The organism is Paraburkholderia phytofirmans OLGA172 (assembly GCF_001634365.1).
Lineage (GTDB): Bacteria > Pseudomonadota > Gammaproteobacteria > Burkholderiales > Burkholderiaceae > Paraburkholderia.
The window spans coordinates 1,039,320-1,053,297 of the sequence record NZ_CP014578.1 but is presented as its reverse complement, the minus strand read 5'-3'; the positions used below and the strand labels follow the sequence as shown (position 1 = coordinate 1,053,297).

Annotated in this window: 15 protein-coding genes; 9 read left to right on the top strand and 6 right to left on the bottom strand. The window is 62.3% G+C overall.

Going from position 1 to position 13,978, the window contains the following annotated elements; all coding sequences use genetic code 11:
* The first annotated feature begins 45 nt into the window (after positions 1-45).
* On the top strand, positions 46-1,323 hold the full coding sequence (locus AYM40_RS04495) for a polyhydroxyalkanoate depolymerase (RefSeq protein ID WP_063495178.1): 1,278 nt from the start codon (positions 46-48) through the stop codon (positions 1,321-1,323).
* A gap of 106 nt (positions 1,324-1,429) precedes the next feature.
* On the opposite strand, the gene AYM40_RS04490 is transcribed toward AYM40_RS04495, so the two are convergent.
* Entirely contained in the window at positions 1,430-2,062 is a 633-nt protein-coding gene (locus tag AYM40_RS04490; RefSeq protein WP_063495177.1) for a TetR family transcriptional regulator, read from the bottom strand.
* A 231-nt stretch (positions 2,063-2,293) separates the two neighbouring features.
* Here AYM40_RS04490 and rsxB point away from each other — a divergent pair, with 231 nt between their 5' ends.
* The 3 genes from rsxB to AYM40_RS04475 all read left to right on the top strand — a co-directional run bounded on the left by rsxB (position 2,294) and on the right by AYM40_RS04475 (position 4,313).
* Positions 2,294-3,118 carry an electron transport complex subunit RsxB gene (gene rsxB / locus AYM40_RS04485; protein WP_063497834.1) on the top strand — a complete coding sequence of 275 codons (825 nt, stop codon included), beginning with the start codon at positions 2,294-2,296 and terminating at the stop codon, positions 3,116-3,118.
* Positions 3,119-3,137: 19 nt separating this feature from the next.
* The gene (gene nth, locus AYM40_RS04480; protein ID WP_063495176.1) at positions 3,138-3,782 is read left to right on the top strand and encodes an endonuclease III; all 645 of its coding nucleotides are present in this window, start codon (positions 3,138-3,140) and stop codon (positions 3,780-3,782) included.
* A gap of 96 nt (positions 3,783-3,878) precedes the next feature.
* Complete coding sequence (locus tag AYM40_RS04475; protein WP_063495175.1) at positions 3,879-4,313, top strand: DUF1841 family protein; 435 nt, start codon at positions 3,879-3,881, stop codon at positions 4,311-4,313.
* Positions 4,314-4,418: 105 nt separating this feature from the next.
* On the opposite strand, the gene AYM40_RS04470 is transcribed toward AYM40_RS04475, so the two are convergent.
* Together AYM40_RS04470 and AYM40_RS04465 are read right to left on the bottom strand one after the other, a co-directional pair.
* On the bottom strand, positions 4,419-4,802 hold the full coding sequence (locus tag AYM40_RS04470; protein WP_063495174.1) for a c-type cytochrome: 384 nt from the start codon (positions 4,800-4,802) through the stop codon (positions 4,419-4,421).
* Positions 4,803-4,861: 59 nt separating this feature from the next.
* On the bottom strand, positions 4,862-5,230 hold the full coding sequence (locus AYM40_RS04465) for a c-type cytochrome (RefSeq protein ID WP_063495173.1): 369 nt from the start codon (positions 5,228-5,230) through the stop codon (positions 4,862-4,864).
* 342 nt (positions 5,231-5,572) lie between these two features.
* On the opposite strand from AYM40_RS04465, the gene AYM40_RS04460 reads away from it, so the two are divergent.
* The 5 genes from AYM40_RS04460 to AYM40_RS04440 all read left to right on the top strand — a co-directional run bounded on the left by AYM40_RS04460 (position 5,573) and on the right by AYM40_RS04440 (position 10,724).
* Entirely contained in the window at positions 5,573-6,415 is an 843-nt protein-coding gene (locus AYM40_RS04460; protein ID WP_063495172.1) for an AAA family ATPase, read from the top strand.
* A 72-nt stretch (positions 6,416-6,487) separates the two neighbouring features.
* Positions 6,488-7,663 (top strand): vWA domain-containing protein, encoded by a 1,176-nt coding sequence (locus tag AYM40_RS04455; RefSeq protein WP_063495171.1) that lies wholly within the window; start codon positions 6,488-6,490, stop codon positions 7,661-7,663.
* 40 nt (positions 7,664-7,703) lie between these two features.
* Positions 7,704-8,924: a benzoate/H(+) symporter BenE family transporter gene (locus tag AYM40_RS04450; RefSeq protein WP_063495170.1), complete on the top strand. Its 1,221-nt coding sequence runs from the start codon at positions 7,704-7,706 to the stop codon at positions 8,922-8,924.
* Between the two features lie 159 nt (positions 8,925-9,083).
* On the top strand, positions 9,084-10,037 hold the full coding sequence (gene tal / locus AYM40_RS04445; protein WP_063495169.1) for a transaldolase: 954 nt from the start codon (positions 9,084-9,086) through the stop codon (positions 10,035-10,037).
* Between the two features lie 270 nt (positions 10,038-10,307).
* On the top strand, positions 10,308-10,724 hold the full coding sequence (locus AYM40_RS04440) for a VOC family protein (RefSeq protein WP_063495168.1): 417 nt from the start codon (positions 10,308-10,310) through the stop codon (positions 10,722-10,724).
* Between the two features lie 80 nt (positions 10,725-10,804).
* Here AYM40_RS04440 and AYM40_RS04435 read toward each other — a convergent pair whose 3' ends face one another.
* The 3 genes from AYM40_RS04435 to AYM40_RS04425 all read right to left on the bottom strand — a co-directional run bounded on the left by AYM40_RS04435 (position 10,805) and on the right by AYM40_RS04425 (position 13,852).
* Complete coding sequence (locus tag AYM40_RS04435) at positions 10,805-11,929, bottom strand: FUSC family protein (protein WP_148662101.1); 1,125 nt, start codon at positions 11,927-11,929, stop codon at positions 10,805-10,807.
* Positions 11,930-12,053: 124 nt separating this feature from the next.
* Positions 12,054-13,604, bottom strand: coding sequence for a monocarboxylate uptake permease MctP (gene mctP / locus AYM40_RS04430; protein ID WP_063495166.1), 1,551 nt, complete (start codon positions 13,602-13,604; stop codon positions 12,054-12,056).
* Positions 13,604-13,852: a DUF3311 domain-containing protein gene (locus AYM40_RS04425; protein WP_063495165.1), complete on the bottom strand. Its 249-nt coding sequence runs from the start codon at positions 13,850-13,852 to the stop codon at positions 13,604-13,606. The genes mctP and AYM40_RS04425 overlap by 1 nt, the downstream gene beginning before the upstream one ends.
* Between the last annotated feature and the right edge of the window lie 126 nt (positions 13,853-13,978).

The following is a 13,978-nucleotide window of genomic DNA, read 5'->3' as shown; positions in this document are numbered from 1 at the left end:
CGCGTGTTTGCCAAGCCCCATGCGAACCGCCTAAACGGAGCACCTATGCTCTACCAACTGCACGAATTCCAACGGGCGATGTTGAGCCCCCTTACCGCCTGGGCCCAGGCCGCGTCGAAATCGTTCGCGAATCCCGCCAGCCCATTGGCCTATGTGCCCGGCGCCACACGCCTGTCCGCCGGTTACGAACTGCTCTACCGGCTCGGCAAGGATTACGAAAAGCCTGAGTTCAATCTGCATCAGATTGTCAAAGACGGTCATAACATTCCGATCATTGAACAAACAATCATCGAAAAGCCGTTTTGCCGCCTGATGCGCTTCAAGCGTTTCGCGGACGACAGCGACGCTGTCACCCAATTGAAAGATGAACCGGTCGTGCTGGTGTGCGCACCGTTGTCAGGCCACCACGCCACGCTGCTGCGCGACACCGTGCGCACGTTGCTGCAAGACCACAAGGTCTACCTGACCGACTGGATCGACGCACGCATGGTACCGCTCGAAGAAGGCGAGTTTCACCTCGACGACTACATCGCCTACATCCAGGAATTCATCCGTCACATCGGCGCAAAGAATTTGCACGTGATCTCGGTGTGTCAGCCCACTGTTCCGGTGCTCGCCGCCATTTCGTTGCTGGCGAGCCGCGGCGAAGACACGCCGCGCACCATGACGATGATGGGCGGCCCGATCGACGCGCGCAAGAGTCCGACCTCGGTCAACTCGCTCGCCACGCAGCACTCGTATGAGTGGTTCGAAAACAACGTGATCTTCACGGTGCCGCCGAATTATCCGGGCGTGGGCCGCAAGGTTTACCCGGGCTTCCTGCAACACACCGGTTTCGTCGCAATGAACCCGGAACGGCACGCGGCATCCCACTGGGACTACTACCAGAGCCTGTTGCGCGGCGACGAAGACGACGCGGAAGCACATCGCCGCTTCTATGACGAGTACAACGCCGTGCTCGACATGGACGCGGACTATTACCTCGACACAATCCGCGTGGTGTTCCAGGAATTCCGTCTGGCCGAAGGCACATGGGACGTCGCCGGAGAACGGGTGCGTCCGCAGGACATCACGAAGACCGCGCTCTTCACGATTGAAGGCGAGCTGGACGATATCTCCGGCGACGGTCAGACGTTCGCCGCGCAAGAGTTGTGCAGTGGCATTCCGGAAGAGGACAAGCGTCACTTCACCGCGGAAAAATGCGGCCACTACGGCATTTTCTCGGGCCGCCGCTGGCGCACCATCATCTATCCGCAGTTGCGCGACTTCATCCTCGAGCACAACAAGGCGCCGAAGGTAGCAAAGGAAAAAGTCGAAGCCTGAGCACCGCGCGCGGATAAAAACAACGGCCTCTTCTTCCGAGGCCGTTGTCGCTTTTAACGCTTTCTATGCTGCTTCTTGTGCGGTAGATGCGCAGCCGCGCCGCAGCCTACTTCCGCAACAGATACGCAAGCAGCAACTCGGTGTTCATCTGAATGACTTCGCTGCGTTCGCTCGCACTGCTGAAGTCGCGACCGAGTGTCGCTTCGAGCGTGAAGCGGTTCGACACGATGTAGTAGCCCATGCCGGACAGCGTCACGTAAAAGCGCAGCGGATCGACGTTGGCTCGAAACAGCCCCGCGCGTTGACCCCGCTCAAGAATGCTGCCGAGCGTGGCGATGATCGGCGAGATCATTTCGCGGATGCGCGTCGACTTCTGCATGTAGCGTGCCTCGTGCAGATTCTCATTGTTGACGAGACGCAGCAACTCGGGATGATCGCGGTAGTAATCCCAAACAAAATGCGCGAGACGTGTCACCGCCTCCACCGGAGCGACACCGTTCAGTTCGAGCGTTCGTTCCGCTTCATTGAGCGCGCTGAATGCGTGCTCGAGTACCGCCGTGAAAAGCTGCTCCTTGCTACCGAAGTAGTAATAGAGCATGCGTTCATTCGTTTCCGCGCGGCGGGCGATCTGATCGACGCGCGCGCCGAACAACCCTCCATTTGCAAACTCTTCGGCCGCCGCAAGCAGAATGCGGCGCCGCGTGCCTTCAGGATCTCTTTTGATTTTCGGCTGATTCATGGTGGCATCGTCTTCGTGAGCCGCGTTATCCGGATCGCGCCGCCGGCCTCTCCTCGGGCCTTGCACCGACAGCACTGAACGGGCTGGTTGGGGGAACACCCTTATGGCGGTCTTTCGAAAAAGCGCTTCGATTATGGCACATGGATTGCGGATGGCAATTGGGGAAATCGGCGATAATGTGCTATTTAGTTCAAGCTACGCGGCCGCAAGGCAAGCACCAATGTTGTGACCGTGATCGACTCCAAAACACTCGCAGACCGCATCGAGGATCTGCTGCCCCAAACGCAATGCACCAAGTGCGGCTATCCGGCGTGCCGTCCGTATGCCGAGGCTGTCGCCAACGGCGAAGCCAACTACAACCAGTGCCCGCCGGGTGGCGCCGAAGGCGTCGCGCGCCTCGCCGCACTGCTCGGCAAGCCGGTGATTTCGCTCAATTCCGCCAACGGTGTCGAACGGCCGCGTCCGCTGGCGGTTATCGACGAACAAGTTTGCATCGGCTGCACGTTGTGCATGCAGGCCTGTCCGGTCGATGCAATAGTTGGCGCACCGAAACAGATGCATACGGTAATCGCCGAGCTCTGTACCGGTTGCGACCTTTGCGTGCCCCCCTGCCCGGTCGATTGCATCGCGATGCCGCCGGTCACCGGCGACGCAACCGGCTGGGGCGCATGGAGCCAGGGCCAGGCCGACGCCGCGCGCGAGCGTCACAACCGGCGTGAAGCCCGCCTCGCACGCGAACGCGAAGCGGCCGAAGCGCGTGCTGCAGCGCGGCGAGCGGTCAGCAGCCCGCCCGCTCAAGCAATGGAAACCGGTGCCGCGGCAACGCCCTCCGCGCCCGCAACGGACGACGCCGAAGCGAAAAAACGCGCGATCATCCAGGCCGCGCTAGAGCGTGCGCGCCAGAAGAAAGAAGAACTGGCCGCCAAGGGCCAGGGCCCGCAAAATACGGAACGCGTCAGCGCCGACGTGCAGGCGCAGATCGACGCTGCCGAAGCACGTCGCCGCCGTCTCGGACTCGCTGCGGACGCCCCCGATACGCCACCAACGAAGCGCTAACCCTTTACTTTTGCTGCGCATGAACGCGAACAAACGCCGCGCCATCTACGAGACGCTTCAGAGTCTCAACCCGCATCCCACCACCGAGCTCGAGTACACCACACCGTTCGAACTGCTGATCGCCGTGCTGCTGTCGGCGCAGGCCACCGACGTCTCGGTGAACAAGGCGATGCGCAAGATGTTCCCGGTCGCGAACACGCCGCAGAAGGTGTTCGATCTCGGCGAAGAAGGGGTTGCCGGCTACATCAAGACGATCGGCCTGTATCGGACCAAGGCGAAGAACGTGATCGCAACCTGCCGCATTCTGCTCGACCAGCACGGCGGCGACGTGCCGGAAGATCGTGAAGCGCTCGAAAGCTTGCCGGGGGTCGGCCGTAAAACGGCGAACGTGATCCTGAACACCGCGTTCGGCCATCCGACCATCGCTGTCGATACGCACATCTTTCGGGTTGCGAATCGAACCGGGCTCGCGCCCGGCAAAGACGTGCGCGCGGTGGAAGCGGCGCTGGAGAAATTCACGCCCGCCGAGTTCAAGCAGGATGCCCACCATTGGCTGATTCTGCACGGCCGCTACGTATGCAAAGCGCGCCGGCCGGAATGCTGGCATTGCGTGATCGAGCCACTGTGCGAATTCCGGCCGAAGACGCCGCCGCCGGATCTTTGAGGGTGGCGCGCCGCCAGCAAGCTACGTCGCCCCGGCGTAAAATGACGCACTGCACGCCCGCCCCAAGCGCCCGACACTAACCGCCCCGTTCCCACGATGTTCAATCCCAGCCGCGACGAAGTCCGTCAATTTTTCACCGACACCTGGCGCAAACAGCGTCAAGGCGAGATTCTGACGCCGCTCGAAGCGATCGCGGCCGACTGGATTGTCGAGCATCCGGAATATCACGCGGATCTAACCAACACGGACGCCGCCCAGGCTCAGGACTACTCGCCCGATCGCGGCCAGACCAACCCGTTCCTGCATCTGTCGATGCATCTGGCGATCACCGAACAATTGTCGATCGACCAGCCGCCGGGCATCCGCGCGGCACATGAGCGGCTCGCCGCCCGGCTCGGCTCCACTCACGAGGCGCAGCACGCGATCATGGACTGCCTCGGCGAAACCATCTGGGAAGCCCAGCGCACCGGCACCCCGCCGGACACAGACGCCTACTTGCAGCGTATCGAGCAGCGCGCCACGCGCGACTGAACCGTTCGCCACACCGCACGAATCACGGCCTCAAAAGCGCAACACCCCGCCGAAGCGGGGTGTTGCCGTTCAATCTGCTAGCAACGCAAAAACAGCGCGACGCTATTACTTCTTCTGCACCAGATCGCCGTTCAGCGATTCGACGTACGCCGCGATGTCCTTCATGTCGCCTTGCGACAGGCTTTGCACCTGCGCCTGCATGATCGCGTTGTTGCGACCGAGGTGCGGGTTGCCATTGCCCATCTGGTACTGGCGCAGCGCCCAGTAGACATAATCGGCGTGCTGACCGGCGAGCTTCGGATATTCCGGGCTCACCGGCTTGTTCAGGTTGACACCGTGGCAAGCCGCGCAGTTGTGGCTGTCCGCCAGCACCTTGCCGTTGCCGGCGTCGGCGGCGTGCGCGACGTTCGCTGCAAGCAGACCGATGACTGCCGCCGACGCACATGCAGCCTTGAACACCGTGTGGAGTGCCTGTTGGGGCTTATTCATGAATTCTCCTATCCCGCGAATATAAATAGCCGAGTGACCGGACGGATGACCGCAGCCGATCACTTGTCGGGATTGCTCTTCGAAGAGGAATTTTGCGCTGCGTAGTAGGCGGCGATGTCGGCAATGTCCTGATCCGACAGCGACGTGGTGATCGCGCGCATCGTTTCGAAGTGGCGGTCGCCCTTCTTGTAGCCGTGCATGGCGTTCTCGAGGTACGCCTGATTCTGGCCGCCCAGCATGGGCACGCGGTAGACCTCAGGGTAAGCCGTGCGGTATTCGGGGATGCCGTGGCAGCCAATGCACATCGCGACCTTGCCTTGGCCCGCCTTCGCGTTGCCGACGACATCCGCTGCCTGCGCACCGGCCGCATAACCCGCGAGCACCGACAGCGCTGCGATCACGACGTGTTTGCCGACGAATTTATTCATAGCATGTAACCTGGCTTGAGGGGAAACGGGCGCCCGAAAAGGCAACGGCCCGCGCCGTTATTCTTATAGGGTAGCCACGCAGGCCAAAAAAATCGGGCTAATTGTACCGCGACGCCGCGCCGAACGTCCACCGCGCGGGGCCAGCGGCGCATCCGGCCACCGCAAAGCCACGGCCAGCGCCATTCTTGCTCCGCCGCGCCTCGTCCGCATGGCTGTGTGCCAACCCGCCGCGATCCGGCCGGTCTTGCCCGTAGTCGCGGGTGAAACCATACGCGAGCCCGTTTCAGCACAACAGGCCTTCTGACTTATACTGGGTTTTTTCTCAAAAAAGAGCATCTCGCCATGCGTTTTGAAGGCTCATCGCAGTACGTCGCCACCGACGACCTCAAACTCGCGGTCAATGCCGCGATGACGCTGAAGCGCCCGTTGTTGATCAAGGGCGAACCCGGCACCGGCAAAACCATGCTGGCCGAAGAGGTCGCCGCCGCGCTCGGCATGCCGCTGCTGCAGTGGCATATCAAGTCCACCACCAAGGCCCAGCAAGGCCTGTACGAGTACGACGCGGTGTCGCGCCTGCGCGATTCGCAACTCGGCGACGAGCGCGTCAAGGACATCCGCAACTACATCGTGAAGGGCGTGTTGTGGCAGGCGTTCGAGTCGGACGAGCAAACGGTGCTCCTGATCGACGAGATCGACAAGGCCGACATCGAATTTCCGAACGACCTGCTGCGCGAACTCGACCGCATGGAGTTCTACGTGTACGAGACCCACGAGCTGATCCGCGCCAAAAAGCGCCCGCTCGTGATCATCACGTCGAACAACGAGAAGGAACTGCCCGACGCGTTTCTGCGCCGCTGCTTTTTCCACTACATCAAGTTCCCCGACCCGGTGACGATGCAGCAGATCGTCGAGGTGCATTACCCCGGCATCAAGAAGGAACTGCTCGCCGCGGCCATGCAGAGCTTTTTCGAGTTGCGTAACGTCGCCGGCCTGAAGAAGAAACCGTCCACCTCGGAACTGCTCGACTGGCTGAAGCTGCTGCTCGCCGAGGACATTCCGCCCGAAGCGCTGCGCTCGTCCGACCAGAAGCAGATCATTCCGCCGCTGCACGGCGCGCTCCTGAAGAACGAACAGGACGTGAGCCTGTTCGAGCGGCTGATCTTCATGAACCGCAATAATCGTTGATGAACCGTTGATTGACCGCGACTACCCGTTGATAAGCGCGGCGCACCGCCCACCCGCCGCCGAGGACACAGCATGCTGATCGACTTCTTCTACTCGCTGCGCGCCGCCAAACTGCCGGTGTCGGTGAAGGAATACCTGACGCTGCTCGAAGCGCTGAAAGCCAATGTGATCGCGCCGTCGCTCGACGAGTTCTACTATCTCGCGCGCATCACGCTGGTCAAGGACGAGCAGTATTTCGACAAGTTCGACCAGGCGTTCGGCGCGTATTTCAACGGCGTCGCGAAGGCCTCGGAGCTCGCCTTCGACGTCCCGCTCGACTGGCTGAAGAACAAGCTGCAACGCGATCTGTCGCCCGAAGAGAAAGCGCAGATCGAAGCGATGGGCGGCCTCGACAAGCTGATGGAGCGCCTGAAGGAACTGTTCGACGAACAGAAAGAGCGCCACGAAGGCGGCAACAAATGGATCGGCACGGGCGGCACCTCGCCGTTCGGCAACGGCGGCTATAACCCTGAGGGCGTGCGCATTGGTGGCGACGCGGCGGGCAATCGCACGGCGGTGAAGGTGTGGGAAGCGCGCGCCTACCGCGATTACGACGACCAGGTCGAAATCGGCACGCGCAACATCAAGATCGCACTGCGCCGCCTGCGCCGTTTTGCCCGCGAAGGCGCCGCCGAAGAGCTCGATCTGCCCGACACGATCCGCAGCACCGCGGCAAACGCCGGCTGGCTCGACCTGAAGATGGTGCCGGAGCGGCACAACAAGGTGAAAGTGCTGATGCTGCTCGACGTGGGCGGCTCGATGGACGATCACATCAAACGCACCGAAGAGCTCTTTTCCGCCACCAAGGCCGAATTCAAGCATCTTGAGTTCTATTACTTCCACAACTGTGTATACGACTTCCTGTGGAAGAACAATCGCCGCCGTCACGCCGAGCGCATGCCGACGTGGGACCTGCTGCACAAGTTCACGCCCGACTACAAGCTGATCTTCGTCGGCGATGCGACCATGAGCCCGTACGAAGTGCTGCAGCCGGGCGGCTCGGTCGAATACAACAACGCTGAAGCCGGCGCCGTTTGGCTGCGCCGCCTAGCCGATCATTTCCCGCATTACGCGTGGCTCAATCCGGAACCGGAAGGTTTGTGGGCGTACCGGCAGTCGGTCAGCGCGATCCGGGAAGTGCTCGGCCACCGCATGTATCCGCTCACCCTCGCCGGACTCGAAACGGCGATGCGCATGTTGAGCAAATAAGCAACCCGCGTTTTCGCTCCAACTATAAGAAAGCTGCCGCATGAATCCGTCTTCATCGCCCGATTTGTCCCCTGCCGACGTACGCCCCGGGCCACTCAGACCGTTTGCCGATACGTCGTTGTCCGCCCTCGTCGCCGGCTTCGTCGCGATGATGACGGGCTATACCAGTTCGCTCGTGCTGATGTTCCAGGCAGGCCAGGCCGCGCATCTCACCGATGCGCAGATTTCGTCGTGGATCTGGGCGCTGTCGATCGGCATGGCCCTCTGCACGATCGGCCTCTCGCTTCGCTTTCGCGCGCCGATCGTGATTGCATGGTCGACGCCCGGCGCGGCGCTGCTGGTGTCGTCGCTGCCGCATGTGACCTACCCTGAGGCGATCGGCGCGTTCATCGTCTGCGCGGCGCTGCTGACGGTGGTCGGCCTGACCGGCTGGTTCGACACGCTGATGAAGAAAATCCCGGCAGGCATCGCCTCCGCGTTGCTGGCGGGCATTCTGTTCGAGATCGGCATCGAGATTTTCCGCGCGGCGCAGTTCCAGACCGCGCTCGTGCTGACGATGTTCTTCACCTATCTGATCGTCAAACGCCTCGCCCCCCGCTACGCGATCGTGACGACGCTGATCGTCGGCACGGCCGCCGCCGGTGCGCTAGGGCTGCTCGATTTCAGCCGCTTTCACGTTGCGCTCGCCCACCCGGTGTTCACGATGCCGGCGTTTTCGGCCGCGGCGAGCATCAGCATCGGCATTCCGCTATTCGTGGTCGCGATGGCGTCGCAGAACGTGCCGGGGATCGCCGTGCTGCGCGCGGACGGCTACACCACGCCTTCCGCTCCGCTGATTTCGACAACCGGCATCGCCTCGCTACTGCTCGCGCCATTCGGCTCGCACGGCATTAATCTTGCGGCCATTACGGCGGCGATCTGTACCGGCCCTGAGGCGCACGAAAACCGCGACAAGCGTTACACCGCAGCGGTCTGGTGCGGCATTTTCTACCTGATCGCCGGGATTTTCGGCGCAACCATCGCCGCGCTGTTCGCCGCCTTGCCAAAGGCGCTGGTGGTTTCCGTCGCGGCGCTGGCGCTGTTCGGCTCAATCATGAGCGGTCTCGCCAACGCGATGCAGGACACGAAGCAGCGCGAGGCGGCGCTGGTGACGTTCATGGTGACGGCCTCGGGCCTCACCCTGCTATCGATCGGCTCGGCGTTCTGGGGGCTGGTGGCGGGCGTGCTGACGCAGCTGGTGCTGAACGCCCGGCGCGCCTGAATCCGCCATAGAATAGAAGCATCCGGCAGCGTTTCCCGGCGACATGGCGGGAAACGCTGCAGCGTGACCCGCGGCCGCCGGAAGTGGTTTGTCTTTTCTGTCCGGTGGCGACCTCATTTCTCCTGAACCACGGCGCACGCGCGCCATGAAGGCTCGAACATGACAACCGCACTCGATCAACTCAAGCAGTACACCACCGTCGTGGCCGATACCGGCGACTTCCAGCAGCTTGCCCAGTACAAGCCGCAGGACGCGACCACCAATCCCTCGCTGATTCTGAAGGCCGTCCAGAAAGACGACTACAAGCCGCTGCTCGAAAAGACCGTGAAAGCCCACGCGTCGAAGCCGGTCGGCGCGATCATCGACCACTTGCTGATCGCCTTCGGCAGCGAAATTCTCAAGATCATCCCGGGCCGTGTGTCGACCGAAGTGGATGCGCGCCTGTCGTTCGACACCGAAGCGTCGATCGCCAAGGGCCGCGAACTGATTGCCCTGTACAAAGACCACGGCATCGGCCGCGAACGCGTGCTGATCAAACTGGCCTCCACGTGGGAAGGCGTCCGCGCGGCCGAAGTGCTGCAAAAGGAAGGCATCCACTGCAACATGACGCTGCTGTTCTCGCTCGCGCAGGCCGCCGCCTGTGCCGAAGCGGGTGCGCAACTGATCTCGCCGTTCGTCGGCCGCATCTACGACTGGTACAAGAAGAACGCCGGCAGCGCGTGGGATGAAGCGAAAGACGGCGGCGCCAACGATCCGGGCGTCAAATCGGTGCGCCGCATTTACGCGTACTACAAGAAGTTCGGCTACAAGACCGAGGTGATGGGCGCGAGCTTCCGCACCACGGGCCAGATTCTGGAACTGGCCGGCTGCGATCTGCTGACCATCAGCCCGGATCTGCTGCAAAAGCTGCAGGAGAGCACCGACAAGGTCGAGCGCAAGCTGTCTCCTGACCTCGCCTCGGGTACGGACATCGAACGCGTGCCGGTCGACGAATCGTCGTTCCGTTTCCTCGTCAACGACGAAGCCATGGCAACCGAAAAGCTCGCTGAAGGCATCCGCGCGTTCGCGGCGGACGCCGTCAAGCTGGAAAAGCTGATCGAGGCGCTGCGTTAAGCTTCGCTTTCGCCGCTTAAGTACGCGGTCGCGCAGTTAGTCGTGCGTCTGGTCGTGCATCTGGTCGAATACGCGGCCCTGAGCCTCCCGGTTCGAGGCCGCGTGCCGTTTACAGCCGCGCGTCCGCTACGCCGCCGCGCCGCCGCTTCTTACGAAATAAAGTCACAATTGCTGCCCCAACGGACGACTACAATCGTCTGCACGCCCGCTCCCTCGCTACCCTTCGCCGAAGGAAAGCGGCGTCGCTGACCCATATCCCGGGAGACGATCATGTACGTTCAGCCTTATGTATTTTTCAACGGCCGCTGTGAAGAAGCGCTCAAGTATTACGGCGAGAAGCTCGGCGCCGAAGTCACGTTCCAGATGCGCTACAAGGACGCGCCGCCCGACGCGCAAGCCCAGCTGCGCCCCGGCACGGAAGACAAGATCATGCACGCGGCTATCAAGCTCGGCTCGACGGTGTGGATGGCGTCCGACGGCCACTGCGACCCCGACGCCGCCCCGATGAACGGTTTCAGCCTGTCGCTCACGGCCGACGACGCCGCATCGGCCGAAAAGTATTTCAATGCGCTCGCCGATGGCGGACAGGTCATGATGCCGTTCCAGGCCACCTTCTGGAGTAAAGGCTTCGGCATGGTGGTGGACCGCTTCGGTCTCGGCTGGATGGTGACGGTGCCGGAAGAGTAAGCCCATTGTGCGTGGCCGATCGGGCTGCCGCAGTCGCGGCAGCCGGTCGAGAATGAGCGCGCCGTCCTGACCGTTGCGCGCTAAGCCTTCAGCAAAGTCCGCGAATGCCGCTCGATGTTCCAGTTCGGCTCGGTCTCCAGCAGCAAAGTGCGCAACCGCTCTACCTGTTCAGCAAGCCGCTGCCCGAGCCAATACGGCCCTTGCAAGTCGGGCGGCAATTCAAGCGCCGCGTCGCGATGCGCCTGTGCAAGCGGCAACGCGGCCGGAATGCCGAAGTGTGGCGCGCGGCCAAAACGCAGGCCGCGCGCCATCGCCAGCAGAATACCGCGCACGGCGTGCACCTCGATGCCACACCCCTGCGCATACGCAGCGCGCGCCGCGGCATCGGCGCGCATCAGCGGGCCGGTCGCCAGCAATTCCAGCGAACTGAGCACCGAGCGATGCAGCCGCTGAATCTCTTCGAGCCTGGCCTGCGGCACATCGATCTCCTTCGCCACCGAAGGCATCAGCGAGCGCAACTGAACCAGCCGCTTGTTGATCGCGAGGAAGCGTTTGACCTGATCCTCCTCGCTAGTCGTCTCGCCTACCAGCAAACGCGTGTAAATCTGCGCACAGGCCCGCAAGTTGTCGGCGATCCCGTAGCGCCACGAATAGGTCGCATGCAGCGGCAACGCAAACGAAAACGCCAGCGCGATCACGATGCCGATCAGCACGTTCAGCGTACGCCAGAGGCCGACGTCGATCAGATTGTCACCATGACCCGCGACGATGCACATCGTGATCGCCGTCAAGAGACCGATATACCCCGACGAACCGATCGCGAACCATGCGCAGACCGCCGCGACGATCGACATCAGCACATAGGTGAGCGGCAGCGAGCCGGTCAGGTTCTGCAACAGGATCAGCGCAAGACCGATCGCCGCGCCGAGCAGTGTCCCGGCCGCCCGGTCGGCAGCCTTCTTGCGGATATTGCCGTGATGCTGCAAGCCGCCGATCACCACCAGCAGGGTCACCGACGACCAGATGCCGTGAGGAATGTTGATACCGGTGGTCGCGAGAATCGATACCAGCATGGCGACGCCGACGCGCAGGCTATGCAGCATCTTCGCGTGGCGATAGCGGTAGTACGGCGACGTGATCGTGCGCACCATGCGGCTAATGGCTGAGCGGGGGGCGATTACGCGGGGGGAATCGGCAGAAGCCATGGCTCGCGCGACGGGCGCTTTGAAGGACGGTTCCGCTATCGTGCCCTGGAGTGCCCCGGAAAGACAAACGCCCGCAAACTTTTGTCTGCGGGCGTTGCTTTTCCGGCGAGATGGAACGGCTGACTTAGCCTTCGACCACGTCCAGATAATCTTCCGGACGGGTACGGTCCTCGGCGCGCTGCATGCCGAACACGCGCACTAGCAGGCTCACCACCACCGCCACCACCAGGTTGACGATCAGCGACCACACCGCCGCGTAGCCCGGAATCGCCATGCCGAACAGGTGGATCGTGAAGATCGAGCCCGCCAGCTTCAGCGAAATCGCCATCCACGTGCCGGTTGCGATGCCGACCGCCCAGCCGATCAGGAGGCCACGGTAGTCGAGCACGCGCGTGTAGAGACCCAGCACGATGGCCGGCAGCGTCTGGATGATCCAGATGCCGCCCAGCAGTTGCAGCTGAATCGCGTACGTAAGCGGCAAACCGAGAATGAACGCGACCGCGCCGACCTTGACGATCAGCGACACCAGCTTCGCGACGTTGGTCTCCTGCTCATGCGACATGTTGCGGTTCACGAACTCCTTGTGGATGTTGCGCGTGTACAGGTTCGCTGCCGCAATCGACATGATCGCCGCCGGCACCAGCGCGCCGATACCGATCGCCGCGAACGCCACGCCGACGAACCACGACGGGAAGAAGTGCAGGAACAGCGCCGGCACCGCGAAGTTCGGGCCGAACGCCTTGAAATACGGCGCGAATTCCGGCATGTCCTTCACGCCCGAAGCCAAAGCCATGAAGCCCAGCAGCGCGAGCAGACCGAGCACCAGCGAGTAAGCCGGCAGCATCGCCATGTTGCGGCGGATCGTGTTACCCGACTTCGACGACAGCACCGCGGTGATCGAGTGCGGATACAGGAACAGCGCGAGCGCCGAGCCCACCGCAAGCGTCGCGTACGCGCTGTAGCCGTTCAGGCTCGACACGTCCGGTGCCTTCAGCAGGAGCTTGGCCGGCGGCACCACGCTGAAGATATGGCCAAAGCCGCCCAGTTGCGGCGGAATCACGATGACCGCGGCAAAGATCACGACATAGATCAGCACGTCCTTGACGACCGCGATCATGGCCGGCGCGCGCAGGCCCGACGTGTACGTGTACGCCGCCAGGATCGCGAACGCGATGATCAGTGGCAGATCGCCGACGAAGCCCTTGGTGTCGAAACCCAACGCGCCGATCACCACTTCGATACCGACCAGTTGCAGCGCGATGTACGGCATGGTCGCGACAATCCCGGTCACGGCGATCGCCAGCGCCAGCATGCGGCTGCCATAGCGAGCCGAGACGAAGTCGGCCGATGTCACGTAGCCTTGACGTTTGGCGATGCTCCACAGTTTCGGGAACACGACGAACGCGAACGGATAGATCAGGATCGTGTACGGCAGCGCGAAGAAACCGGTTGCGCCCGCACCGAACACCAGCGCCGGCACGGCGATGAAGGTGTAGGCGGTGTACAGGTCGCCGCCCAGCAGAAACCATGTGACGATGGTGCCGAAGCGCCGGCCGCCGAGGCCCCACTCTTCCAGATGGGCGAGGTCGCCCTTGCGCCAGTGGGCCGCGATAAAACCGAGAATGGTGACGCCGATAAAAAACAGGACGAAGACGAAAGTTGCGGTGGCGTTCATTATCGTGCGCCCCCTTGCGAGCTGCCCGGGTTGCCCGATGAGCGGGTCTTGGTCTTGAAGTACACGAGCGCCGTGATGATCGCGCTGATCAGCACCCAGAGGAGCTGATACCAGTAGAAGAACGGAAAATCGAACAGCTGCGGTTCGACTTTGTTATATGACGGCACCCAGATCATTGCGATCCAGGGCAACAGCAGCAACCACAACCAACGTTTGCTGGCCTTGTTCGCGTCGGCGTCGTGAGCCATGACGTCTCCTCTTCCCTATTATTGAAATGTTGGCCCGTGTTTTGACGGGTGGTGGATCCCACAGCGGGTTGCCGCCCTGCGGATAGCCAGGGGCGCCCCGAAAGCTTCGAAAGAGTATAGGAGCGG

Bases quoted from the DNA above. Each gene is read 5' to 3' on its own strand.
- AYM40_RS04495 (WP_063495178.1), top strand. From the start codon at position 46: ATGCTCTACCAACTGCACGAATTCCAACGGGCGATGTTGAGCCCCCTT.
- AYM40_RS04490 (WP_063495177.1), bottom strand. From the start codon at position 2,062: ATGAATCAGCCGAAAATCAAAAGAGATCCTGAAGGCACGCGGCGCCGC.
- nth (WP_063495176.1), top strand. From the start codon at position 3,138: ATGAACGCGAACAAACGCCGCGCCATCTACGAGACGCTTCAGAGTCTC.
- AYM40_RS04475 (WP_063495175.1), top strand. From the start codon at position 3,879: ATGTTCAATCCCAGCCGCGACGAAGTCCGTCAATTTTTCACCGACACC.
- AYM40_RS04470 (WP_063495174.1), bottom strand. From the start codon at position 4,802: ATGAATAAGCCCCAACAGGCACTCCACACGGTGTTCAAGGCTGCATGT.
- AYM40_RS04465 (WP_063495173.1), bottom strand. From the start codon at position 5,230: ATGAATAAATTCGTCGGCAAACACGTCGTGATCGCAGCGCTGTCGGTG.
- AYM40_RS04460 (WP_063495172.1), top strand. From the start codon at position 5,573: ATGCGTTTTGAAGGCTCATCGCAGTACGTCGCCACCGACGACCTCAAA.
- AYM40_RS04455 (WP_063495171.1), top strand. From the start codon at position 6,488: ATGCTGATCGACTTCTTCTACTCGCTGCGCGCCGCCAAACTGCCGGTG.
- AYM40_RS04450 (WP_063495170.1), top strand. From the start codon at position 7,704: ATGAATCCGTCTTCATCGCCCGATTTGTCCCCTGCCGACGTACGCCCC.
- tal (WP_063495169.1), top strand. From the start codon at position 9,084: ATGACAACCGCACTCGATCAACTCAAGCAGTACACCACCGTCGTGGCC.
- AYM40_RS04440 (WP_063495168.1), top strand. From the start codon at position 10,308: ATGTACGTTCAGCCTTATGTATTTTTCAACGGCCGCTGTGAAGAAGCG.
- AYM40_RS04435 (WP_148662101.1), bottom strand. From the start codon at position 11,929: ATGGCTTCTGCCGATTCCCCCCGCGTAATCGCCCCCCGCTCAGCCATT.
- mctP (WP_063495166.1), bottom strand. From the start codon at position 13,604: ATGAACGCCACCGCAACTTTCGTCTTCGTCCTGTTTTTTATCGGCGTC.
- AYM40_RS04425 (WP_063495165.1), bottom strand. From the start codon at position 13,852: ATGGCTCACGACGCCGACGCGAACAAGGCCAGCAAACGTTGGTTGTGG.